This is a genomic window from Amycolatopsis sp. NPDC104819, assembly GCF_055583145.1.
The window spans coordinates 552,884-576,841 of sequence record NZ_JBVJON010000004.1 but is presented as its reverse complement, the minus strand read 5'-3'; the positions used below and the strand labels follow the sequence as shown (position 1 = coordinate 576,841).

Sequence of the window (23,958 nt, the reverse complement as noted above, 5' to 3'; positions counted from 1 at the left end):
GATGTGGAGCCGGTGTGCGGGGGCGTGGGAGAGACTGGCGGGCGGTGGGGGGGGGCCTTGGAGGAGAGGTGCTCGGGGGGGGGGGGGGGGGGGGGGGGGGAACCCCCCCCCCACCCCCCCACGACAGCGTCAGGCGAGGCCGATCGCGAACACGTGCAGGTCCGCGTCGGCCGGCAGGGTCACCGAAGCGATCTGCTTCCCGGCCGGGGCGTCGAACGGCGCCGTCGCGTAGACCGACGCCCCGCCGCCCGGGCCGCCCGGCTGGTTGCGGTGGTCCGTGCGGGCCACCAGCGTGTTGCCGAACACCGGGTCCGTGCCGCCGCCCGGGAACACCCAGTCGCCGAACGACAGGTCCGCCTGGCCGGTCGTGCCGTCGGTGAAGGTGACCGTCGCCGAGCCGCGGTGGTCACCGTTGGACGCCGTGCCGACGAACGACAGCCGGGTCCCGGACAGCTGGATCGTCTGACCAGCCGCGACGACGTTGTCCGGCCGCCCAGCGGGTGCGGCGGGCCAGGTGAACGTCGTGCCCACGGCCTGCGCGGGTTTCCCCCCGACCACGCCGGCCGCGGCCAGCGCCTGCCGGGAGAGGCTGTTCCCGGCGCCGTCGATGTCGGCCGAACCCGTGTCGCCGTCGTCGGAGATGCCGACGTTCGAGTACGCCGCCGCGAGCCCGTTCTTCGGCGCGACCAGCACGATCACCGAGCCGGGCACCGACGTCGCCCCGCCGCGGACGGTCACCGGTACCTGGTAGTACCCCTCGGGTGTCCCGGCGGCCACGGCGACCGTCAGCTTCGCGGTGCCGCTGCCGGTCCGGTCGTCGAGCCGCAGCTGCCGTGGCCCGGTCACCGTGATCCCGGGCGGGGCCTGGGTGGACACGTCCAGCACGCGGTCGTGCCCGCCCAGCCGCTGTCCGCTCACCGTCGCCTGGCCGCTGGTCCCCGGCGAGACGACCACCTGGTTGGTCGCCGAAGTCAGGAACGGCTTCTCGTTGTCCTGATAGGACGGCGGGACCGAGTTCGCCGCCCACCGCTTGTCCGGAGTGGACTGCAGCGAGAAGTCCAGCCGCCCGCCGTCACGCGCGGTGTTCGCGGGCAGGTACGTGCGGTCCCAGTCGTGTCCGTTCAGCGAAAGATCGTGGACGTACGGTGTGGTCGCCGAGGCGCGCGGCGCCCGGAGGTCGATCGTCCGTCCATTCGGGAGGGACAGCACCGCACGCTCGAACAACGGGCTCGCCACGACCAGGTCCGGCGTCCCCGGCGTGGCCGGGTAGATGCCGAGCGCGGCCCAGACATACCACGACGACTGCGCACCGAGGTCGTCGTTGCCCGGCTCGCCGTCCGGGGTCGCGCTGAACAGCGTCGTCGCGATCTCGCGGACCACCGCTTGCGTCTTCCAGGGCTGCCCGACGTGGTTGTACAGGAACGGGACGCCGAAGTCGGGCTCGTTGCCGGCCCACATGTTCGGCTCGTTCGGGCCGACGTTCAGCTTCTGGAAGAAGGTGTCGAGCCGCTGCGAAACCGTCGCCGGCCCGCCCATCGCCGTCACCAGCCCGGCCGGGTCCTGCGGGACCAGCCAGGTGTACTGCGCGGCGTTGCCCTCGTCAAAACCGTCCTGGCCGAACTTGCCGGGCGGCGGCGGGACGTAGGCCGGGCCGTCCGGGAAGCGGCCATCCTGCGCCCGCGGCTGCAGGTAGCCGGTCAGGGGGTTGAAGATGTTCTGCCAGTTCTGGCCGCGCTTGGTGAACTCCCGGGCGACGTCGCGGTCGCCGATCCCCTGCGCGAACTGCGCGATGGCGAAGTCGTCGATCGCCCATTCCAGCGTGATCGACGCCCCGACCCGCGCGTGGTCACCGCGCGAGGCGTCGTTGTTCGGCATGTACCCGCGCGCGACGTAGTCGGAGATGCCGCGGCGCTCCTGGTACGCGCCGGGGGTGTTGTCGACCGACGTCGCCCCCTTGACCAGGTACTTCAAGGCCGTTTTGACGTCGAAGTCGCGCGCGCCGAACGCGTACAGGTTCGAGATCAGCGCGACCGAGCTGTCGCCGGTCATCTGGCCCGTGTAGCCGTTCGCCATCGGCCAGCGCGGCCACCAGCCGCCCTGCACGGCGTCGTTCGTCAGCGACTGCGCCATGTCACTGGCTTCCTTCGGGAACAGCATGGCGTGCAGTGGCGCGAGTGAGCGGTAGGTGTCCCAATCGGAGAAGTTCGCGTACTGGTGACGGCCCTTCGGCAGCGTCCGGACCTGGTTGTCGAAACCGATGTACCGGCCGTCGGCGTCGTCGAAGGTGTTGGGGTGCATGAGCGAGTGGTACAGCGAGGTGTAGAACGTCTTGAGCTGAGCGGTGTCCTTACCCGCGACGCGGATCTTGCCCAGCGCCTGCGTCCACCTGTCCCGAGTGGACTTCCGGACCGCGGCGAAGTCGAACCCCGGAACTTCCGCCGCCGCGTTGGCCTTCGCGCCGTCGACGCCCACATAGGACATCGACACCTTGGCGTGCACGGTCCCGGACCCGAAGGTCAGGTACGCGCCCGCCCGCGGCGAGTCGACGCTGTCGGTGTCCGGCTTCACCGACGAGCCGTCCCAGGTGCCGTGCGCGGTGAACGGCTGGTCGAACGTGATGTCGTAATAGACGGTGTAGTGGTTCCCCTTGCCGCAGAAGTTGCCCGTGGTGGCCGAGCCGCTGACCTCGCGGTCACCGGTGACCTTCAGCGTGGCGGCGGAGTTCCCGGCGAGGCTCGCACCGCCCTTGACGAGCACCTGCGGTGTCGAGCCGGCGGGGTAGGTGAACGTCGCGAGCCCGGTGCGCGTGGTCGCCGTCAGCTCGGCCCGGACCTTCGAGTCGGCGAGCGTCACGGCGTAGTAGCCCGGCTCGGCCTTCTCGTCGTCGTGGGTGAAGTGCTCGACGCGATCCCAGGGCGCGCTGCCGACGTCGCCGGTGACCGGCAGGATCGGCACGTCACCGAACGCGTTGCAGCCGACCGAGGCGTGGTCGAGGCTGAAACCTCGGATCTGATCGGAGTGGTACTGGTAGCCGGCGTACGCGCCTTGGGTGTCCGGCGAGAACTGCATCATCCCGAACGGCGCCGCGGGACCCGGGAAGTTGTTGATCTCACCGACCGAACTGCCGCCCCGGCCGGTGCCGATCAGCGGGTCGACGTAGGCCGAAGGGTCCCCAACCAGGGGTGACATCGTTGTCGGCGCCGCCGAAGCGACAGCGGGCGCCCCGAGCACCGCCGTCGTCACGAGAGCCGCCATGAACTTGAATCGCACCGTGCCTCCCAGAGCTGTCATCCGACCTTTACCTGCGCCGGACCCCGGGTCAACACTTTGACAAAGACCTGGCTCGTGCCCGGAGGTATGAAGATCCGGTCAGGATCGGGTGGCCGCCTTGTCAGGACGCCTAACCTCGACGCCGTGTGCGCACGTGTGCTGGTCGCGGAAGACGACGAGAAGCAGGCCGAGGTCCTCCGGCTCTACCTGGAGAGCGAGGGCCACACCGTCGTGCTGGCCCCCGACGGCCGGGCGGCGCTCGACGAAGCCCGCCGCGAGCGCCCTGACCTGCTGGTTCTCGACGTCATGATGCCCAAGGTCGACGGCCTCGACGTCTGCCGGATCCTGCGCGGCGAGTCCGACGTCGCGGTGCTGATGCTGACGGCCCGCGCCACCGAGGACGACCTGCTGCTCGGCCTCGACCTCGGCGCCGACGACTACCTGACCAAGCCCTACAGCCCGCGCGAGCTGATGGCGCGGGTCCGCACGCTGCTGCGGCGCACCGCGGCCCGGCGCGAGCCGCCGGACACGGCGTTGCGCGTCGGCGCGCTGCGGCTCGACCCGGTGCGGCACGAGGTGTCGGTCGACGAGCGCCCGGTGGAGACGACCCCGGGTGAGTTCCAGCTGCTCGAGACGCTGATCCGGCAGCCCGGGCGGGTGTTCACCCGGCGGCAGCTGCTGGAGCTGACCCGCGGAGACGACCGGTTCGTCAGCACCCGCATCATCGACGTCCACGTGCTCAACCTGCGCAAGAAGATCGAGCCCGACCCGCAGCACCCCGCGTACCTGCGGACGGTGTTCGGCGTCGGGTACAAGCTGACGGACGAAAATGGGTCGTAGCCGCTTCCCGCGCCGGCGCAGCCTGGTCGTCCGGCTCACCGCCGTCTCGCTGCTCATCGCGCTCGGCTCGATCGCCGCGACCGCGTGGCTCGCCGTGCAGACCACCACCCGCGCGATCCAGCAGGAGCAGGGCCAGGCGCTCTCGGGTGACGCCACGATCTACACCGAGCTGCTCGGTTACGCGGCGGCCAACTACACGTGGGACCTGGCCGGGCCGAAGCTGCGGGCGCTGTCCGAGCAGACGGGCCGCCGGATCGTGCTGACCACGATCGACCGCCGGGTGCTGGGCGACTCCGGCGGCGCGCCGGTGACCCTGCCGGTGAAGGCGACCGCGTCGGTCGACCCGCTGCACGTCGACCCGGTGCTGCTGCCCGAGGCCGGCACCAGCGGCATCGACCCGCGCGCGGTGGGCCCGTTCAAGCTGCCGCCGAACGAGCGCGCCGACCTCGACGGCCTGGCCAGGAAGGCCGTCGCCTGCCTCGACTCGCTGGGCATCACCGGCCAGGTGCGGGAGTCGGCGAGCGGGCGCGCCCAGCTCATCGGCGCCGACCCGCTCAGCATGCGCTACTTCGCGGCCAAGTGCGGGATCTACGAGCTGGCGGAGCCCACCCCGACCGAGCGGACCGCGCTCGACAGCCTCAACGATGCGGTGAACCGCTGCCTGCAGAGCCAGGGGGCGGAGGCGGTGAAACTGAGCCTCGACCTCGAAGTGCTCGCGGCCCCGGACCAGGGGCCGAGCCAGAGCTGCGTCGACTCGGCCCGGCGCGAGCAGCTCACGCCGTTCGTCGCGCCGCCCGCGTTGCTGTTCACCCTCGGCCCGAGCGGCTCGCAGCTGCCGACATTCACGCTGTCGCAGGAGAACCTCACCCGGATCCTCGCGGTCACCGGCGGTGTCCTGGTGCTGGCCGCCGCGATCACCGTCCTGGTCGCGCGGCGGCTCGCCCGCCCGCTGCGCGCGCTGACCGAAGCCGCCCAGCAGGACCGGCCGGCGCCGGTGAAGTCCCGCGACGAGGTCGGGTACCTCGCCACCGCGTTCAACGACCTCACCGCGCGGCGCGAGCGCATCGAGGAGCAGCGCAAGGCGATGGTCAGCGACATCGCGCACGAGCTGCGCAACCCGCTCAACGTCATCCGCGGCCGGCTGGAGGCCGCCGAGGACGGCCACCTGCCGTTCGACCACACGCTGAGCGCGTCCCTGCTGGAAGAAACCGTGCTGCTGCAGCACATCGTCGACGACCTGCAGGACCTCGCCGCGGCCGACGCCGGGCAGCTGCGCCTGCACCCCGAACCGCTCGACGCGGCCGAGCTCGCCGGCCACGTCGCCGCCGCGCTCGCCGACCGGGCCGCCGCGGGCGGGATCACGCTCACCGTCGAGGCCACCGGCGAGAGCGTGGTGGCGGCCGACCCGGTGCGCCTGCGCCAGGTGGTCGGGAACCTGGTGACCAACGCGATCCGGCACACACCCGCCCGCGGCCGGGTGACGATCCGCGTGTCGTCCACTGTGGACACGATGACGCTCGCCGTCGCCGACACCGGCACCGGGATCCCCGCCGCGGACCTGCCACACGTGTTCGACCGGTTCTGGCGGGCCGAGAAGTCCCGCAGCCGCCAGACCGGCGGCAGCGGGCTCGGCCTCGCCATCGTGCGCCACCTCGTGCAGGCCCACGGCGGCACGGTGACCGCGGAGTCCGAAGTGGACGCCGGGTCGACGTTCACCGTCCGGCTACCGAAGCCGGATCTCCGTGGTGAGGGTCCCGGGGTGCGGGACCCTCAGGACGTGCAGCCGCCGGGCGCCGTCGCGCAGGAAGGTGACGGTGACGGTCGCGCCCGGGGTGGTTCCCCAGCCGATCGTGATCGTCGTGCCGCGGCGGCGGATCGTCAGTCCTGACGCGGTCGCGGTGGTGTTCGCGCCGTGGGTGACCGGTGTGCCGTCGGAGAAGCGCACGTCGTCACCCGGGTGCAGGACGAGCGGGACCTGCTCGGTGAGCGGCGTGGTGCCGCGGTCGCCAATGAAGAACGCCGAGTCCAGGAGGCCGCGGGCGTCCGGGCTGTCGTTCGGGAGCAGGCTGGCCCAGCACTGCGTGTCGTCCTGCTGCGAGTGGACGACCATGCCGGCCCGCGGGTGCCACAGCAGACCCTGCGCACCCCGGACGTAGCTCGACGGCCGGGGTGCCCCAGAACCCGGCGAGGTACAGCTGCGGACGTAGCAGTAGACCTGGTTCAGCTCGTCGTCCCGCCGCTGCCCGGCGAAGTCGGTCGAGCGCAGGTAGGGCAGCTGCCGGACCGCGGCTTGTTTGCGCCGTGCGACGGCCATTGACCGCGAGGAATGCCCTGGTGCAGCGCGGCTTCCAGCTGCGCACGCCGGGCAGGCAACGCGTTGACCTGGCGCAGGTTGGCGAGCGTCTTCGCCAGGTAACCCGGGCCGAACCCGGTGGCGGCCTTGGACTTCTCGGAGATCGAGTACTCCGGGAACGAACCGTCGGCGTGCTGCAGGTTCAGGTAGTGCGCGATCGCCGCGTCGAGCCGGTTCCGCAACGCCGGATCCAGGAAGTACGAGTTCCACGGCCGTCCGGGCGCCCGCGAGGCCGAGCACCACAGCGGCCGTGGCTCCGCCGAGGAAGGTTCTGCGATCGAGCACGACTGCCTCTTAGCCTTTGAGGCCGCTTTGGGCGAGCCCTTCGACGAACTGGCGTTGCGCGATGATGAAGACGACCAGGACCGGCACGACCGTGGTGGTCGCGGCGGCGAGCTGGACGTTCCAGAGGTGGCCGCCGTAGACGTCGACGTACTGCGTCAGCGCCACCGGCAGCGTGAACATGTCCTTGTCGGTCAGGTAGACCAGCGGTTCCAGGAAGAAGTTCCACGTGTTCAGGAACGTGAAGATCGCGACGGCGGCCAGCGCGGGTTTCGCGATCGGCAGGGCGACCCGCCGATAGAGCCCGAACCGCGAGAGGCCGTCGAGCCGCCCGGCCTCCTCCAGTTCGCCCGGGATCGTGATGAAGAACTGCCGCATCACGAACGTCGCCAGCACACTCGGCGCGCCGAAGATCGGGACGACGATCAGCGGCCAGTGCGTGTTGGTCAGCCCGAGGTCGTCGACCACCCGGAACAGCGGGATGATCGTGACCTCGCTCGGCACCATCAGTCCGATGAGGATCAGCCCGAACAGCTTCTCGCCGCGGAACCGGATGCGCGCGAACGCGTACCCGGCGAGCGAGGAGAAGAACATCGTGCCGAGCGTTACGAGCACGGCGATATAGAGACTGTTGAAGTACTGCTGCGCCAACGGGAAGTCCGTGAACGCGGTCCGGTAGTTCTCCCACTGCGGCTGGTTCGGGAACAGCTTCGGCGGGTACGCGAGCACCTCGTTGGCCGGCAGCAGCGACGCCGTGATCATCCACCAGGTGGGGAACACGAACGGCACGGCCAGCACGACCATCACCGCGTAACAGGCGATCTTCGCCCTACGACTCATGGAACACCCACCGCCTCCGCATCCGCCACTGCAGCAGCGTGAGCACGAGGATCACCAGGAACAGCACGACGGCCAGCGCGGAGCCGTACCCGAGGTCGTGGTTGGCGAAGGCCTGCTGGTAGAAGTAGAAGACGAGGACGTTGGTGCTGTCCGCGGGCCCGCCGAGGGTCAGCACCTGGATCTGCGCGAACACCTGCAACGCGCCGGCGACGGTGATGATCGCCGTCAGCAGCGTCGTCGGGCTGATCATCGGCAGGATCACCGACCGGAACCGCCGCCACGGCCCGGCGCCGTCCAGTTGCGACGCCTCCATGATGGACGACGGAATCCCCTGCAACGCCGCGAGGAACAGCACCATGTTCAGCCCGACGTTCTTCAGCACCTGCACCACGATCACCGACAGCATCGCGGTGCCGTTGCCGCGCAACCAGTTCGGGCCGTCGACGCCGATCGCCTGCAGCAGCGAGTTGATCCCGCCGTTGTCCTGCAGGAGGAAGTTCCAGACGATCGTCCACGCGACGAGCGTGACGACCACCGGCGAGAAGAAGACCGTCCGGAACAACGTGGTGCCGCGCAGTTTCAGGTTGAGCAGCAACGCCAGCGAGAGTGCGAGTGCCAGGTTCAGCACGACCAGGCCGACGCAGAAGATCGCCGTCGCGCGGGCGACCTTCGGCGCGGTCGGGTCGTCGAAGAGCTTCGCGTAGTTGTCCGTGCCCGCGAAGGACGACGTCCCGGCCAGGAGGTTGACGTCCTGGAAGCTGTACCAGACGACGGCGGCGAGCGGTGCCACGACAAAAGCGAGGAAGCCGAGAGCCTGCGGGGCGATGAAGAGCCACCCCGCGAGCTCGTCGCGCTTCTTCGAGGTGAGGGTCATTGGCTCAGCGCCGGGTCGATCGCCTGGCAGACCCCGGCCAGCGCGGCGGGCACGTTCGCGTCCGGCTTCCACATCGGGTCCAAAGCGGACTGGACGAGCGACGCGATCCGCGCGCTCCCGGTGTGCGACGGCAGCACCGCGCCGGTCTTGATCCCGTTCACCACGACGTTCTGCAGCTGTTCCTGGCTGAACAGCGGGTTCGCCTTGGCCAGGGTGGCCGCGTTGAGCAGGCTGTCGCGGGCGGGCGGGAAGTACTGGCCGAGCTTCGCCGAGTTGGCCGGGTTGGTGAAGAACGCGAGGAAGTCCGCGGCGGCCTTGGCGTGCTTGCCCTTCACCGGGACGCCGATCCCGGCCTGCCCGACGACCTGCGCGTTCGCCTTCGGCCCGGCGGGCAGCGGGACGATGCCCCACTCGAACGGCTTGGCCTTCAGCAGCCCGGCGCGGCTGATCTGCGCGATCGTGAGACCGCTTTCCCCGGCGAAGAAGTCCGCCGTGGTGCCCGGGCCGGGCAGCGCCTTGTCGGTGAAGATCGCCTGGTGCAGGAAGGTCATCGCGGACGTCATCTCGGGGCTGGTGAACCCGCAGGTCCGGCCGTCCGGGCCCCAGGCGTCGGCGCCGAAGCCGCGCCAGACCGACGCCAGCAGTACCCACTGCTTGTACTCGAACTCGCGGATGACCAGCCCGGCCTTGCCGGCGTCCTTCGCCGCGACCTGGGTGGCGATCTGCTTGGCGGCGTCCCAGGTCCACCGTCCACTTGCGAGCAGCTGGTCGGGCGTCTCGGTGATCCCGGCCTGGGTGAGCAGGTTCTTGTTGTAGAACATGCCGAACGGCGACGTCGAGAACGGGTAGGCGTAGAGGCCGCTGTCCTTGGTCCACAGTTTTGTCGCGGACGGCACCAGCTCGCCGGCGTTGTACCCGGCAGCCGCGTCCAAAGTGGGCTTCAGGTCGGTGAGCGCGCCGGACTGGACGAAGTCCGGCGCGTCGCGCTCGAGGATCCACGCCAGGTCCGGCGGGTTGCCGCCGGAGAGCTGGGTGGTGAGCGCGGCCGAGTACGCGCTGGTGTCGCCCGGGACGACGTCGAACTTGACCGACGCGACCTCCGGGTGGGCCTTGCGGTACTCGGTGGCGATGGAGTCGAAGAGGGCGAGCTGGTTCTTGTCGGTGGTCCAGACCGTCATGCGCAGGGCGATGTTCGTGTTGTCGCCGGCGCCGCCCGAACAGGCGGCCGAAGCCAGTGCGACGGCGGACACGGCCGCGGCGACGAGCAGCCGGGCTCTCTGGTAGGCCACGATGCCTCCTGGTTATTCGAATTAGCAGCGACGGTAAGCGTCGCTTTCCGGGCTGTCAACAGCCAGTGCGCCTGGTTATCGAGTGTGCACTGTGGAGGGTGCCGCCGCAGTCGCCCCTTCGTGGATCGTGCACGGCAGCAGCAGTTGTCTCGGTTTCGGGTCCGCGAGCAGCCCGACGAGGACGCGCACCGCGTGCGCGCCCATCTCGTGGCGCGGGATGCGGAACATCGACCAGTCCGCGCCGGTGCTCGGCACGGCGTGCGCCCGCGGCTGCTGCGTCGGGTCCGCGTCGCCCAGCACCACGATCGAGAGGTCGTCCGGCACGCTGATCCCGGCGTCGTGCGCGCACGCCAGGATCGCGTCGGCCATCGCCGAGCTCTCGACGAGCAGGGCCGTGACCCCCTCGTCGCGCGCCTGCCGCAGCGCGAGCGCCGGGTCGACCTCGAGGAACACCAGCGGCGTCCGGCGGTGCTTGCGCGCGGCCGCCTCGTACCCGGCGCGCCGGTCGAGTGTCGGCTCGTTCTCCTCGGTCACGCTGAGCAGCCCGATCCGGCGGTGCCCGAGCCCCCACAGCCACTCGTGGACCTCACGGGTGGCCGCGACGTAGTCCGCGCCGACGTAGCTGATCGGCCCGGTCGGCGACTCGCGCCGGCCGACGAACACGAACGGGAACTGCTCCTCGACCAGCTGCGCGAGCTCCTGCGGGTCGTTGTGCCGGCCGAGCAGGACCGAGCCGTCGGCGATGCGCAGCCGGTTCGTGCCCGCCTCGTAGATCCGGCGGCGCCCGTCGCGGCGGCCACCGCTGGTGAACAGCAGCAGGTCGAAGCCCTGCGCCTCGGCCTCCTCCTCGATGCCGAGCAGGAACGGCCGGTAGAAGTCGGCGACGCCGGACGGGAACACCGACTCGTAGGTGAACACCCCGAGGATCTGGTTGGACTTCCCGCGCAGCCGGCGGCCCATGATGTCCACGGTGTAGCCGGTTTCGCGCAGCACCTGCTGCACGCGCTCGCGGGTCTCGGGGGTGATGCGGAGGCTGTCGGAGCCGTTCAGCACCATCGAGACGACGGCCTGCGAGACGCCGGCCAGGCGTGCCACCTGCGCCTGCGTGACGCGGCCCGAACCCGCCGTCATCCCTGACTCCCTCCCGCGTGACTCCGTGAGACCTTACCGGCGGCACGGTCAGTACCCCCGCACTTCCGGCCACCGGCGCTCCACCCCGGCGGCGTCCAGCACGCGCGCGAAGTCTTCGAAGAGACGCGGGTCGGTCTTGACGTCCCGTGGTTCGACGTCCTCGCCGAGCGCGAACGCGGCGAGCAGCCCGGCGACCTCCCCGATGTTCCACTCCACCGGGTGCAGCCGGAAGCAGCCGTTCGTGATGTGCGTGGTGCCGATGTTCTTGCCGGCGGGCAGCAGGTTGGTCTTCGACACCGGCAGCAGCGCGCCGAGCGGGATCTCGTAGGGCACGCTCGCGACGTCGACGTAGTTGTCCCCGCCGGTCGACGGGTGCAGGTCGATCCGGTAGCTCCCGACCCCGACGGCGTCGTCTCGGCGGACCCGGCCGTCGACGCCGAGGATCTCGGCCGAGACGTCGTGCTCGGTGACCGTGGTGAGAGCCTTGATGCGCCGCGCTTCGCGGATGTAGGCGGACTTCGCGAGCCCGTCTTGCGTGTCGGTGACGTCGGGACGGAGCTTGAGGCCGGGGAAGCCGGTGCCGCCGTCCGCGCGGGGTGCTTCGGTCTGCAGCCAGTACAGGACGGACAGGCTCAGCTGCTTGGCTTCGTGGTGGGCGGTCCGGACGTCGGCCTCGGTCGTGTGGCCGGGAATGGTGTGCGACGGCTTGAGCCAGTAGTCGTTGAGTGGCCAGTTGACCAGCGTGATGTCGGAGTCGAAGGCGCCGTCGGTGTGCAGGTTGCGGGCGAGGATGCGGCGGAAGGCCCACAGTTCCTTGTCCCCGGCGTCGGCGCTCTGGTCGGCGCTCACGGCGAGCGGGTCGCCGGGCGGGTTCGGGACGAAGGCGCGTTTGACCGGCTCGAGCGTCCGCGGGTCCGGGGCGACGAAGCCGAGCAGTGGACCGGGCCAGAAGTCCGGCTGGTAGTCACGCCAGAAGCCGTACATCTCCGGCCGGTCGATGACGTGGTTTTCGCCTTCGTGGTGGGAAACCGCGAAGCAGTAGGTGAAACCCTGGAGGTTCGCCGGGTCGGCTTTCTCGGGCGCGTGGGGTTCGCCGTGGTCCGCCTGGGATTCGGCGCCGGTGACGTGTTCGGTGCCGGTGAGCGGCAGGAGGTCGCCGTTCTCGGTGGCGTCGAGGACGTACTGGGCGGTGACGGTCACCTTGTCCGCGCCGCTTTCGAGGACCACGGCGTCAACACGGTCTTGCGTCGTGTGCGCCCCGACCGGCCGGTGGTTCCGGAGGACGCGGATCCGCCCGGCGCTGACGTGCGGCGCGAGCATGGCTTCGACGACGGCCAGTGCCACGCGAGGTTCGTGGCAGAGCTTGCTGACCCTGCCCGCGCCGGGGTTCAGCTCCGGCCGCTTCGCGGCTTCGGCGCGGAGCGGGTAGTGGCGGCGGTAGTGCGCGCGGATCCCTTCGCGCAGCTCGCGGTAGGTGCGGGTGGACCCGAACCGCTCGATCCAGGGGTTCTCGTCCGGCGGCACGGCCTGCGCGGTCAGCTGCCCGCCGAGCCAGTCGGTCTCCTCGGTGAGCACGACCCGCCGGCCGTGGGACGCCGCGGCCAGCGCGGCGGCGACCCCGCCGAGTCCCCCGCCCACCACCAGAATCTCCGTGTCCAGTTCCCTCATGAAGCCTTCCCCGGCGCTGATAATTCGAATTACTACGCGGGTATGGTGCGCGAGACAAAGCCCGGACGTCAAGAGTCAGAACCGGACAAGCCTCGTGATCAGCGGGGCATCACGCGTGATTGAGCGGGCATCAAGCGTGATTGGCGGGGCATCAGCGTGATGCCCCGCCAATCACGAGTGATGCCCCTCCAGACACTGGTGATGCCCGGCTGATCACGCGTGATGCCCCTCCCGTCACGGATCAGAGGGGCAGGCCGGAGTAGTTGTCGGCCAGTTCGGTGGCCGCGGCCGTCGACGTCACCGTGCGGTGGAGCTGGGCGAGCTGGAGCTGGGCGTCGAAGCTGTCGCCGTGGCGGTGCAGCATCGACGTCATCCACCACGAGAAGTGCGTGCACCGCCAGACCCGCCGCAACGCCGCGTCCGAGTACGCGTCAGCCAACGAGTTGTCACCGCGGAAGGACGCCGTCAGCGCGGTCGCCAGCCGGGCGACGTCGGCGACCGCCAGGTTCAGCCCCTTCGCGCCGGTCGGCGGCACGATGTGCGCGGCGTCCCCGGCCAGGTAGAGGTTTCCGTGCCGCATCGGCGTCGAGACGAAGCTGCGCATCGGCAGCACGCTCTTCTCGGTGATCGTGCCGGTCCGCAGTGTCCACTCGGGAAAGCCCAGCCGGGTGGACAGCGCAGTCCAGATCCGGTCGTCGCTCCACTGCGCGATGTCCTCGTCCGGCGCCACCTGCAGGTAGAACCGGCTGACGCGCGGCGACCGCATGCTGTGCATCGCGAACCCGTCCGGGTGCCAGGCGTAGATCAGCTCGTCCGACGACGGCGCGACGTCGGCCAGCACTCCCAGCCACGCGAACGGATACGCCCGTTCCGACACCTGAGGGTCCGGAATGGACAGCCGGCTCGGCCCGTGGAAGCCGTCGCAGCCCACGACGACGTCCGCGTCGACCCGCTGCGCCGCGCCGTCAGCGTCCACAAAGGTCACGGACGGCGAGCCCGTGACGTCGTGCAGCGTGACGTCCGACGCCGAGTAGTACACCGGACGGCCCGCCTTTTCCCGCGCCGCCATCAGGTCCTTGGTGATCTCGGTCTGCCCGTAGATCGTGACCGGCCGCCCGACGAGGTCGACGAAGTCCAGGTGGTGGCGCTCCCCCGGCCACTGCAGGTGGATCCCGCGGTGCTCCATGCCCTCGGCGTCGAGCCGGTCGGCGAGGCCCACCGACCGCAGCAGCTCGACCGTCCCGGCCTCGAGCATGCCCGCGCGGATGCGCGCCTGGACGTGCTCGGCGGTCTGCCGCTCGACGAGCACCGAGTCGACGCCCTCGAGGCCGAGCAGGTGGGACAGCAGCAGCCCGGCCGGGCCGGCGCCGACGATGACGACCTGGGTGCGCACGGGAACGTCCTTTCACGCGGAGGACCCGAGCATGAGCCACCCGCCGCGGCGACCTCTACGGCATTCTCATTCAGTGAGAGAGCGTTCGCGAGATCCCGCGGGCCGCCGCGCGCAACGCCGGGATCTGCATCCGCGCGGAGTCGTCGTTGGGCACGATCACCGACAGCGCCGCGACGACGTCACCGCCGCGTCCCCGCAGCGGGACAGCGATCCCCGTGGTCTCTTCGTCGATGAAGCCCGCGCAGTACGCGTAGCCGTCCCGCCGGACGTCGGCGAGGAAGCGCCGTAGCCGCGCGGGATCGGTCAACGTGGTCCGGCGGAACGCGCCGAGCGGACCCGCCAGCACCTGTTCCTGCAGGTCAGCGGGCGCGTGGGCGAGCAAAACGAGCCCGGACGACGACGCGTGCAGCGGCAGTCGCCCGGCCACCCGCGTCACGTTGACCACCGCGCCGGGCGCCGAAAGCCGCTCGACGAAAAGCACCTCGCGGTCCTCCAGCACCGCGAGCTGCGTGTGGTGCCCGACAACGGCGTGCAGGTCCTCCATGAACGGCAGCGCCGCCTCGCGCAGCCCCAGCGTCGGGGACGCGCGCGAAGCCAGCTCCCACAGCCGGACGCCCACCCGGATCCTCCGATCGGTGTCACGTAGCAGCCAGCCGTGCCCGACCAGCTCCTCGACCAGCCGCGACGCCGTCGCGACGTGCAGCCCGGCGCGGCGCGCGATGTCGGTGACGCGCAACGCGGGCGCGTCCGGTTCGAACGTCTCGAAGATCCGGACGACGCGCGTCAGCACGGAGTCGCGTTTGACCACGTCAGGCAGTGTGCCCCACCGGTCGGCGGGGCACACCGCGACGCGTCACGGCAGCGAGTTCAGGAACGGCTCGTGGCTGTTCTGGAACTCCCAGTTGTAGTACTTGTCCCAGTTGATCGACCACGTCATCAGCCCGCGCAGCGCCGGCGACGTGCCGCCACGTAGGGTGTAGGAACCACAGCCGCTGCCCTTGACCAGGCAGTTCACGGCGGTCTGGACGTCCGCGGGCGAGGTGTAGCCGTTGCCGGCGCTGACCGCCGCGGGCAGGCCGATCGCGATCTGGTCCGGCCGCAGCCCCGGGAAGAACTGCCCGGTGTTCGCGACGGTGAAGCCGGCCTTGAGCATGTCGGTCATCGCGATGTGGAACTCCGCGCCGCCCATGTTGTGGTACTGGTTGTCCAGGCCCATGACCGGGCCGGAGTTGTAGTCCTGGACGTGCAGCACGGTCAGCGAGTCGCGCAGCGCGTGGATCACCGGCAGGTAGGCGCCGGTCCGCGCGTCACCGGCGCTCGTGCCGCCGTAGAACTGGTAGCCGACCTGCACGAAGAACGTCTCCGGCGCCATGGTCAGGACGAAGCCCGAGCCGTACTTGGCCTTGAGCGACTTCAGCGCGGAGATCAGGTTGACGATCACCGGTGTGGTCGGGTTGCGGAAGTCGGTGTCGCCGGCGTTGAGCGAGAGCGAGTGGCCCTCGAAGTCGACGTCGAGGCCGTTGAGGCCGTACTTGTCGATGATCGCCGAGACGGAGCTGACGAACTTGTCCCGCGCGGCGGTGGTCGTCAGCTGGACCTGACCGTTCTGGCCGCCGATGGAGATCAGTATCTTCTTGCCCTGTGCCTGCTTCGCCTTGATGGCGGCGATGAAGTCGGCGTCACTCTCGACGTTCGGGCATTCGGCGGCGGAGCAGCGGTTGAAGCGGATGTCCCCGGAGGTGACGGACGTCGGTTCGCCGAAGGCGAGGTCGATGATGTCCCAGGCCGCCGGGACGTCGGCCATGCGGACGTAGCCGGAGCCGTTCGCGAAGCTGGCGTGCTGGTAGCCGATCAGCGCGTGCTTCGGCAGGCCGGTGTCGACGCAGCCGGTCGTGGTGGCGCTGGTCGTCGAGCTCTTCGGCGACTCACCGGCGCTGTTGTACGCGGCGACGGCGTAACTGTGGGTCGTGCAGGCGGCCAGGCCTCCGACGGTGGCGCTGGTGCCGGTGGTCGTCGCGACGACAGTGCTGCCTTCGTAGACGCGGTACCCGGTGACGGTCCCGGCGGCGGCGCCCCAGGTCAGGGCGATGGAGGTGGTGGTGACTCCGCCGGTTGCCGGGGTCCCGGGCGCGCCGGGTGTGCCGGGGGTGCTGCCGCCGGGGCCGTCGAGGACGACGTCGTCGGCGTAGTAGGTGCCGGCGCCGTACCAGCCGTGGAGGTAGAGCTGGGCGGAGGTCTGGTTGCCGGTGGTGAAGGTGAGGGAGAGCTGGTTGTAGGCGCCCGAGTTGCCGGACCAGGTGGAGGCGCCGCCGGTGATGCCGAGGTAGACGGGGTTCCCGCGCACCCAGGCCGAGACGGTGTAGGTGGTGTTCGGCAGGACGGACACGGTCTGCGAGCACTGCGCGTAGTCAGCGCCGACGGGCGTGCCGGCGAGGGCGTAGCTCCCGCCGTGCACGGGGGTGGTGACGGTGGTGGCGTTGGCGCAGGTCCAGCCGGAAAGCGAGCCGGCCTCGAAACCGGGGTTGGCGAGGAGGTTGGCCGCTTCGGCAGGCCCGGCGGTCCCGGCCGCGAGACCGGAGAGCGCCAGTACGAAGGCGGCGAGGGTTGCGGACAGTCTGGAACGCCTCATCGGGTCCTCCAGTCGGGGAGAGACCTCTGATTGTCTAGACCAATATGTAAAATGTCCAGACCAACTGCCGGCCTGAGGCCGGCTTGCCCGGTCGAGGCCAGGTGCCGAGGATCGGGTTTCGGTGAGATTGCGGCTCGACCGGCAGGCTTCGGTATCGCCGCCGACCGGGGCTCGCCCGAGCGGGGCCAGGTGCAGTGAGTGACTCATTCATGGCGTCCGGCGCAGTGAATGACTCATTCATGACGTCCGGCGCAGTGAGTGACTCATTCATGACGTCCGTCAGCAGGTCACCAGCAGCTTGGCCACCAACCGCGTCCGACCCGCCTTCGCCCGATCGACCACCTGCACGCTCTCCCACCCCACCGGCACCCGCTCGGCCAGCAACTCCTCCCGCCACTTCCCCGCCCGCCGGACGTGCCGCGCGAACGACCGCGGCCGCACCAGCCTCCCCCGGCTGCGCTGGCCCGCGAGCGCCTGCTCCGCCGTCACGTCCAGGAACAACAGCCGTACCGAACGGCCCGTCAAGCGGCCCACCACCGCCAGGAGCGCCCGGGTCGATGCCCGCGTCGACGGCTCGTGGACCACGATCGGGCCCTCCGCCTCGATCGCGCGGCGGACGATGCGCACTCGGTGCCACGCGTGGACCACCGGCCGGTAACACCGGTACGGCACCGCCGGCGCCACCGCCGCCAGGCGGGAGCGGACCTGGTCGGAGTCGAGGACCGGGAGGCCGGGCGCGGCGTGGCGGAGCATCGTCGTCTTGCCCGCTCCGGGCAGGCCCGCGACCACGAGCATGTCGCGCGGCCCGAGCTCGATGACAGTGGGCTCGCTCATGCCCGCTCAACGCCCCAGCGAAGGTAATGGTTCCTTTACCTTCTGTTCACGGAGCGTAGTGGACGAAAGACCACCTGTGCGGTGAACACCACCCGGCCGAGCACCGGTTCTCACGCACTGTCCTTCACTTCACCCACTCGCCTGAAAACCCATGCGTCCCAAGGCATCCGACGGCGGAACCGCTTCGGGTGAAGATCGTCCACAGGCCTTCCCGGCGTCCGGAAAATCCTTATCTTCTGGAAGGGACGCTCGGCTAGAACAGGGGAAACCTCATGACCCAGTCGCTGGAACTCCCGGTCCAGGAATTCTGTCTCGATTGGACGCTCACGGGCGACGAAGGGGGCCGGGTCGGGGTCACGCTCTCCGGGCAGGTCTCGCTGCTCGACAACAACCGCTTCTACAAGGTCGACGGCGTCATCTACGTCACCGAGGGGGACGCCGACATCCGCGCGGTCGGCAACCCGTGCCTGTCCGTGCGCCGCAACGGCGTCGAGAAGACGGGCCGCCAGTGGGGCTGGGAGATGTGCTCCGCCCGCAAGCGCCTCGGCGCGCTCACCACGATGGAGGGCTACTTCGTCCGCACCGGCTACTGGGCGCCCGCCGACCGCGCGATCCAGCTGAGCCTCTGCGCCGAACACGGGTGGAGCCGGCGCAAGAGCTACAGCCCGCACGTCACCGTCCGGATGGTCGACTGACCACAGTGGACGCCCGGCGGCGCGCCGCGGCGACGACCAGTCCGGCCGCGACCGCGCCGGCCACCGCGCACCCGGCGCCGAACCCCGGCGACGGCTCGTGCACCCGCAGCACCGAAACGCACAGCCACACCGCGGCGCCGAACAGGATGCCCAGCACCGGCCCGCCGACGGCCGCGCCGCGCCACCGGTGGCCGTTGCGGATGGTCCGGAGCCCGGATTCGAGGTAGGCGAGGGCGAACAGCGCCAGGATCAGGCTGCCCGCGCCCATCGCGCTGGCCAGCGGGTGCTGGCTGGTGAGGAGCGTGAACGTCTGGGTGGCCGGGCCGGTCCGCACGGTGGCCGTCACCGCGCCGCCGACGATCCACCGCGAGATCCCCGGGAACGTGAGCTGCGCGGTGAAGCCGTTGCCGTCGGCCTTCGCCTGGGCCTCGGCCGAGCCCAGCGGGATCCCGGCCGCGGCCAGGTCGATCGCGACCGGGCCCGCGCTGCCGGGGCCGGTCAGCGTCAGCGGTTTGCTGAGGTCGACTTCGACCGGCGTGGCCACCGAAGCGCCGCCGAGGTTCAGCGTGGGTGACGCCTCGTGCGGCAGCCGCGCGGGGTTGAGCAGCGCGAGGACGACCAGCACAACGGCGGCGGCCCCGGCGGCCAACCGCAGCCAGAGCACGGCGGCCGCACCCGCCGCGGGTTCGGCGGAATCGGAGTGGGGATCGGCGTACGGCCCGGACCCACCGTATGGCCCGGACCCGCCGGACGACCCCGGTCCGCCCGAACCACCGTGCGGCCCGGATCCACCCCGGTCGCCGTAGGGCCCAGCCTCCGCCAGCCCACCGGACCCGGCCGGATCCGCATAAAGCCCGGGCCCCTCCGAGGAACCAGCCCCCGGCCACCCGTTCGTCGCAGTCAACGTCGGCGCAGGCCCGGGCTGCCGCACCGGCCGCGTCCGCGCCTCCCCCGGCGCCGCCGGGGTCGTCGCCGAATTCAGCCCCGCGATCACCCTGGGCGTCAGGTGCAGCACCGGCACCCCGGACCGCTCGAGCCACCCCGAGCCGTAAACCGCCGTGGCCGCCGCAGCCAAATCGGCCGCGAACGACTCCGCCTCGCGGTAACGCGCCTCGAGCTCGCGCGCGAGGCTGCGCATGATCACGCCCGCGATCGGCATCGGCACCCCCGCGATCGGGCGCGGGTCGGTGAACATGTGCTGGCGCATCATGCTGATCGCGCCGCGGGTGTTGTCGAACGGCAGCTGCCGCGACAGCAGCTCGTACAGCACCGTGCCCGCCGCGTACACGTCGGCCGCCGGGCTCAGTGCGTTGCCCATCGCCTGCTCCGGTGCGATGTACGCCGGTGTCCCGAGGATCTCGCCGCCGTGCGTGACGAGTGTGGCGCCCTCGCTGATGACCCGCGCGATGCCGAAGTCCGCCACCTTCATCACGCCCTGCGTGCTGAAGAGCAGGTTCCGCGGCTTGACGTCGAGGTGCAGCACCCCGGCCCGGTGCGCCGCGTGCAATCCCGCCAGCATCGCCAGCCCGATCGCGCACGCCTGCTCACCGCTGACGCCGTCGCCGTGGAAGCGGCTGTGCACCGTGCCGCCGTCGAGCCGCTCCATCACCAGCAGGTGCTCGCGGCCGGTGCGGACGTAGTCGTACACCGGCACGATGTGCGGGTGGTCGAGGCTGGCCAGCACCCGGGCCTCGCGGTCGAACAGCTCGCTGCTCGCGGTGTGGTTGAGCACGTCCCAGGGCAGCTGCTTGATCGCGACGCTCCGGCCGAGCGTCCGGTGCGTCCCGGCGAACACGACCCCCATGCCGCCTTCGCCGATTTCGGCCCCGATGTCGTACTGCGGCAGCGCGGCGACCAGCTCGGCCGGTGCGCTCATCGGGTGAATTCCTGCGTGGACGGGACCGCCATCCGGACGGTGGCGCCGTCACCCGCGGTGACGGCGGCCGGCGGCGCCGGGTGCGGGGTCAGGTAGCCGAGCAGGAACGCGATGGCCGCGGCGCCGAGCACCACCGGGATCTCGATCGCCGGCTCCGGCGGCACCAGCCGCAGCACCGACAGGCTGATCACCGCGACCAGGCCGGTGCCGAACCCGGCGGGCAGGAACCGCAGGCCACGGCGCCAGCGGTTCGGCGCCAGCTTGTGCCGGGCCAGCGCCAGCAGCGACGTCAGCCAGGCGAGGATCGTGAGCACGAGCATCGCGAGGCCGAAGACGCCGTACACCGACCAGATCGAGCCGCGGACGTCGGCGACCGTCGTCGCCTCGCCGAGCGTCGAGCGCTGGGCGTCGAGCAGCTCGACCGACGACGGCAGCAGCCCGGTCGCCTGCCCGCTCAGGTCACCGAGGTCGAGGACGAACGTCCGGGTGATCGTGCCACGGGCCGGCACTTCGAACGGCGCTGTGGTGTCGTAGGCGAAGAACGTGAGTGCGAGGGCGACCCCGGAGAGCCGCACGCTGCGGACCTTCACCGGCGCGACGCCGGAGTTGGTGGCCACGACCTGCAGCTCGACCTGCTGGGCGGGGTCGATCGGCACCGTGGCGTCCGCGATCGGCCGCCGGTCGATCGTCGCCTGCACCTCGAGCGAGCCGCCCGCCGCCGACGCCGCCGGCGCGCCGAGCACCAGCACGCACAATCCCCACGCAACCCCCGCCGCGATGAGACGTCCCATTTGCGCATCCCCTACTTGCGTAATCCGACTGGTCGGGAATGCTACAGCGAGCACACACCGGGGAGGGACGTCCGATGAGAATCGTGGTTCGGCTGTTTTTCGGCGCCGTGGCCGGAACGGTGCTGCTGCTGGCCTTTGCGGGCAACGCCAACGCACAATACACTTCTTCGGTTGGTTTGAAACCGTCGAGCGGTAAGGCCGGAAGCTCGTTCACCATTTCCTGGAGTTTCTATCCGTGCGGCACCCCGATCACATTCTCGTGGAACGGCACCCCGATGTGGACGGGGAACGCGACCCTCCAGCAGACCAGCGGCACGGTCGCGGCGACCGTGCCCGCGGGCGCCCAGCCCGGCACCTACCCGGTCACCGGCACGTGCACCAACGCCCGGACCAAGCAGCCGCTCACCGCGAGCAGCCGCTTCACCGTGACCGGCTCGCCGACCACCACCCCGCCGCCGGTGACGACCACCCCGGTGACACCGCCGCCGGTGACCACCCGGCCGACCACCCCCGGCACCACGACGACCCCGCCGTCGACGACGACCACCGCCCCGCCGACCACCACGACGACCCCGCCGACGTCCACCACCCCGACGACCCCCGGCACGCCGGTGACCACCAGCACCGAGCCGAAGCCGGGTGAGCTGGTGCTCGACCGGCCGAGCATCCAGCCCGGCGACACGCTGTCGGCGTCCGGCAAGGGGTGCGAGCCGAGCCGGATGGTGCGGCTGACCTCCGACGGCGCCGAGGTCGGCTCCGCCTACACCGACAGCTCGGGCGGGTTCACCGCGCCGGTCCAGTTCACCCGGATCGAGGCCGGGCGGCACACCGTGGTCGCCGAGTGCGGGGTGCGGCTGACCGGGGCCGTCGACCAGGTGGTCACCCGGTCCTCCGGCGGGCAGACCGGCACGCTGGTCGTCCTCGTGTTCTTCGTGCTGGCCGGCATCGCGGTGATCCGCTTCCCCTGACGCACCCGGTTGACATGCAGCCGTCCGGCTGCCTATCGTGAATAGGCAGCTGGACGGCTGCATGTCATGGAGAAGACGTGATGGACGAGGTTTTCAAGGCACTGGCCGATCCCAGCCGCCGCCGGCTGCTGGACGCGCTCAACGAGCGCAACGGCCGGACCCTGCGCGAGCTGTGCGCGGGGCTCGACATGGCCCGCCAGTCGGTGAGCAAGCACCTGGCCGTGCTCGAAGCGGCCGGGCTGGTCACGACGACCTGGCGCGGCCGCGAAAAGCTGCACTACCTCGACGCCGCGCCGATCAACGCGATCGCCGAGCGCTGGATGACCCGCTACGACCGCAAGCGGGCCGGCGCGCTGGCCGATCTGAAACGAGCCCTGGAGTCGACACCGATGAACGAATTCGCCTACACCACCTACATCAACACGACCCCGGAGAAACTCTGGCAAGCGCTTACCGACCCGGCTTTCACGAGCCGGTACTGGGGCGTCTCCTTCACCACCGACTGGAAAAAGGGCTCGCCGATGACGTGGGCGGAAAGGGGCGCGGAAACGCGCGACCCCGACCAGGTCGTCCTCGAATCCGACCCGTTCCACCGGCTCGCCTACACCTGGCACACTTTCACGCCGGAATGGGCGAAGAGCAACGGCATCGACGAGGAAACACTGGCGAAACTGCGCTCGGAAAGCCGGACGAAAGTCACGTTCACCCTGGAGCCGCACGGGGAAATGGTGAAGCTGACGGTGCTGCACGACGGTTTCGACGACGGCAGCACGGCGCGCGAGATGTGCAGCCAGGGCTGGCCCGCCCTGCTGTCCAGCCTGAAGACGCTCCTGGAGACCGGCGTCCCCCTTCCGTGAGCGGGACCAACCGGACCAATCGTCCCAAGCAGACAGAACCGGCACAGGGAAACGTCTGAATTCTCCCCCTTTCGTGGGCGCCGGGTTGAAGTCCGGGTGAATTCCCTCCTTTCGACGCCCTCCGGTGCGGTTTTCCGGGCGTTAGGCTCGCATAATCCGTGACCGGTGATGGTCCGATCGAGTGACGGGAGAGTGCGCGTGCCGGGGTCAGTGCGTGCCCGCTGGATCGTGGCGGCCGTGGTCGTGGCCGTCGCGGCGGGAGCCGTCGTGGCGTTCTGGCCGGACAGCGCGGACGCGCAGGATCCCGAGATCGCCGTCTCCCGCTCGGCGTGCGGCACCGGCTGGACGGACCCGAAACCCGGCCCGCAGACGTTCCGCCTGCACAACACCGGCTCGGTGACCGCCGAGGTCGACCTGATCGACCCGGCGACCGGCGTGATCTACGGCGAGGTCGAAGGCCTCGGCGCGGCGACCACCCGGCCGCTGCAGGTCAACCTCGGCAACGGCAGTTACGCCTTCCGGTGCCTGCCCGACGACGCGAGCGCGATCGTCGGGCCCGCGGTGCAGGTCAGCGGCGGGGCCGAGCGGTCCGGGCCGGGTGTCGCGCCGGTGACGCACAACGACCTGCTCGGCCCGCTCAAGGCCTACCAGCAGCACGTCGTGACCGGGCTCGGCGAGCTGGTCGCGAACACCGGCGCGCTGAAGAACGCCGTCCACGGCGGTGACCGCGCGGCGAGCCAGGCCGCCTGGCTGACCGCGCACCTGACCTACGAGCGGCTCGGCGCCGCCTACGACGCGTTCGGCGACTCCGACGGCGCGCTCAACGGCACCACCGACGGCCTGCCCGGCGGCACCGCCGACGCGGGCTTCACCGGCTTCCACCGGCTCGAACAGGGCCTCTGGCACGGCGAGGACCTGGGCGCGCTCGGCGCCGTCGCCGACCAGATCGACACCGACGCCCACACGCTTCAGACGTCCTTCGGCGAGAGCCAGGTCGACGGCAACGACCTCGGGCTGCGCGCGCACGAAATCATGGAGAACACGCTGCAGTTCGAACTGACCGGCCGCACCGACTACGGCAGCGGCACCAACCTGGCCACCGCCCGCGCCAACCTCGACGGCACCCGCGCGGTGCTCGACGTCCTCCGCCCGCTGCTCGCGCCGCGCTACCAGCAGCTGCCGAAGCTGGACACCTGGCTGACGCGCACGCAGACCGTGCTCGACGCCGCCCACCGGCCGGACGGCAGCTGGGTCCCGCTGACGCAGCTCGACCCGAAGCAGCGGCAGAAGCTCAACGCCGACGTCAGCGAGCTGACCGAGCTGCTCGCCCCGATCGCGGCCATCGCGGAGCCGAGGAGGGTTTCGTGA

The 23,958-nt window shown here is 70.7% G+C and carries 19 protein-coding genes; 6 read left to right on the top strand and 13 right to left on the bottom strand.

Features of this window, described 5'->3' with window-relative positions:
- Window positions 1-129 precede the first annotated feature (129 nt).
- A complete protein-coding gene (locus ACZ63E_RS15540) occupies window positions 130-3,270 on the bottom strand; it encodes a GH92 family glycosyl hydrolase (protein WP_465336576.1) in 3,141 nt (1,046 codons plus the stop codon).
- Window positions 3,271-3,414: 144 nt separating this feature from the next.
- Between ACZ63E_RS15540 and ACZ63E_RS15535 the strand changes: the two genes are divergently transcribed.
- A complete protein-coding gene (locus tag ACZ63E_RS15535; protein ID WP_465303335.1) occupies window positions 3,415-4,110 on the top strand; it encodes a response regulator transcription factor in 696 nt (231 codons plus the stop codon).
- Window positions 4,100-5,998: a sensor histidine kinase gene (locus ACZ63E_RS15530; protein ID WP_465336575.1), complete on the top strand. Its 1,899-nt coding sequence runs from the start codon at window positions 4,100-4,102 to the stop codon at window positions 5,996-5,998. The genes ACZ63E_RS15535 and ACZ63E_RS15530 overlap by 11 nt, the downstream gene beginning before the upstream one ends.
- A 332-nt stretch (window positions 5,999-6,330) precedes the next feature.
- On the opposite strand, the gene ACZ63E_RS15525 is transcribed toward ACZ63E_RS15530, so the two are convergent.
- The 10 genes from ACZ63E_RS15525 to ACZ63E_RS15480 all read right to left on the bottom strand — a co-directional run bounded on the left by ACZ63E_RS15525 (window position 6,331) and on the right by ACZ63E_RS15480 (window position 17,403).
- Window positions 6,331-6,645: a hypothetical protein gene (locus ACZ63E_RS15525; protein ID WP_465336574.1), complete on the bottom strand. Its 315-nt coding sequence runs from the start codon at window positions 6,643-6,645 to the stop codon at window positions 6,331-6,333.
- Between the two features lie 112 nt (window positions 6,646-6,757).
- Complete coding sequence (locus ACZ63E_RS15520) at window positions 6,758-7,585, bottom strand: carbohydrate ABC transporter permease (RefSeq protein WP_465336573.1); 828 nt, start codon at window positions 7,583-7,585, stop codon at window positions 6,758-6,760.
- On the bottom strand, window positions 7,575-8,459 hold the full coding sequence (locus ACZ63E_RS15515) for a carbohydrate ABC transporter permease (RefSeq protein WP_465336572.1): 885 nt from the start codon (window positions 8,457-8,459) through the stop codon (window positions 7,575-7,577). Before ACZ63E_RS15515 ends, ACZ63E_RS15520 begins: the two co-directional genes overlap by 11 nt.
- A complete protein-coding gene (locus ACZ63E_RS15510; protein ID WP_465336571.1) occupies window positions 8,456-9,748 on the bottom strand; it encodes an ABC transporter substrate-binding protein in 1,293 nt (430 codons plus the stop codon). The genes ACZ63E_RS15515 and ACZ63E_RS15510 overlap by 4 nt, the downstream gene beginning before the upstream one ends.
- Before the next feature lie 75 nt (window positions 9,749-9,823).
- The gene (locus ACZ63E_RS15505) at window positions 9,824-10,879 is read right to left on the bottom strand and encodes a LacI family DNA-binding transcriptional regulator (protein ID WP_465336570.1); all 1,056 of its coding nucleotides are present in this window, start codon (window positions 10,877-10,879) and stop codon (window positions 9,824-9,826) included.
- A gap of 48 nt (window positions 10,880-10,927) precedes the next feature.
- On the bottom strand, window positions 10,928-12,547 hold the full coding sequence (locus tag ACZ63E_RS15500) for an FAD-dependent oxidoreductase (RefSeq protein ID WP_465336569.1): 1,620 nt from the start codon (window positions 12,545-12,547) through the stop codon (window positions 10,928-10,930).
- A gap of 241 nt (window positions 12,548-12,788) precedes the next feature.
- Complete coding sequence (locus ACZ63E_RS15495; RefSeq protein ID WP_465336568.1) at window positions 12,789-13,940, bottom strand: 4-hydroxybenzoate 3-monooxygenase; 1,152 nt, start codon at window positions 13,938-13,940, stop codon at window positions 12,789-12,791.
- Between the two features lie 70 nt (window positions 13,941-14,010).
- Complete coding sequence (locus ACZ63E_RS15490) at window positions 14,011-14,748, bottom strand: IclR family transcriptional regulator (RefSeq protein WP_465336567.1); 738 nt, start codon at window positions 14,746-14,748, stop codon at window positions 14,011-14,013.
- Between the two features lie 45 nt (window positions 14,749-14,793).
- The gene (locus tag ACZ63E_RS15485) at window positions 14,794-16,569 is read right to left on the bottom strand and encodes a chitinase (RefSeq protein ID WP_465336566.1); all 1,776 of its coding nucleotides are present in this window, start codon (window positions 16,567-16,569) and stop codon (window positions 14,794-14,796) included.
- 279 nt (window positions 16,570-16,848) lie between these two features.
- Window positions 16,849-17,403 (bottom strand): AAA family ATPase, encoded by a 555-nt coding sequence (locus ACZ63E_RS15480; RefSeq protein ID WP_465336565.1) that lies wholly within the window; start codon window positions 17,401-17,403, stop codon window positions 16,849-16,851.
- A gap of 272 nt (window positions 17,404-17,675) precedes the next feature.
- Between ACZ63E_RS15480 and ACZ63E_RS15475 the strand changes: the two genes are divergently transcribed.
- On the top strand, window positions 17,676-18,098 hold the full coding sequence (locus ACZ63E_RS15475) for a hypothetical protein (RefSeq protein WP_465303313.1): 423 nt from the start codon (window positions 17,676-17,678) through the stop codon (window positions 18,096-18,098).
- Here the strand turns inward: ACZ63E_RS15475 and ACZ63E_RS15470 are convergent.
- The gene (locus ACZ63E_RS15470) at window positions 18,076-19,974 is read right to left on the bottom strand and encodes a serine/threonine-protein kinase (RefSeq protein WP_465336564.1); all 1,899 of its coding nucleotides are present in this window, start codon (window positions 19,972-19,974) and stop codon (window positions 18,076-18,078) included. The genes ACZ63E_RS15475 and ACZ63E_RS15470 overlap by 23 nt on opposite strands.
- On the bottom strand, window positions 19,971-20,765 hold the full coding sequence (locus ACZ63E_RS15465) for a hypothetical protein (RefSeq protein ID WP_465336563.1): 795 nt from the start codon (window positions 20,763-20,765) through the stop codon (window positions 19,971-19,973). Before ACZ63E_RS15465 ends, ACZ63E_RS15470 begins: the two co-directional genes overlap by 4 nt.
- Before the next feature lie 275 nt (window positions 20,766-21,040).
- Between ACZ63E_RS15465 and ACZ63E_RS15460 the strand changes: the two genes are divergently transcribed.
- The 3 genes from ACZ63E_RS15460 (at window position 21,041) to ACZ63E_RS15450 (ending at window position 23,958) form a co-directional block, all read left to right on the top strand.
- Complete coding sequence (locus tag ACZ63E_RS15460) at window positions 21,041-21,733, top strand: hypothetical protein (protein ID WP_465336562.1); 693 nt, start codon at window positions 21,041-21,043, stop codon at window positions 21,731-21,733.
- A gap of 80 nt (window positions 21,734-21,813) precedes the next feature.
- Window positions 21,814-22,590, top strand: coding sequence for an ArsR/SmtB family transcription factor (locus ACZ63E_RS15455; RefSeq protein ID WP_465336561.1), 777 nt, complete (start codon window positions 21,814-21,816; stop codon window positions 22,588-22,590).
- Window positions 22,591-22,788: 198 nt separating this feature from the next.
- Window positions 22,789-23,958 (top strand): EfeM/EfeO family lipoprotein, encoded by a 1,170-nt coding sequence (locus ACZ63E_RS15450; protein WP_465336559.1) that lies wholly within the window; start codon window positions 22,789-22,791, stop codon window positions 23,956-23,958.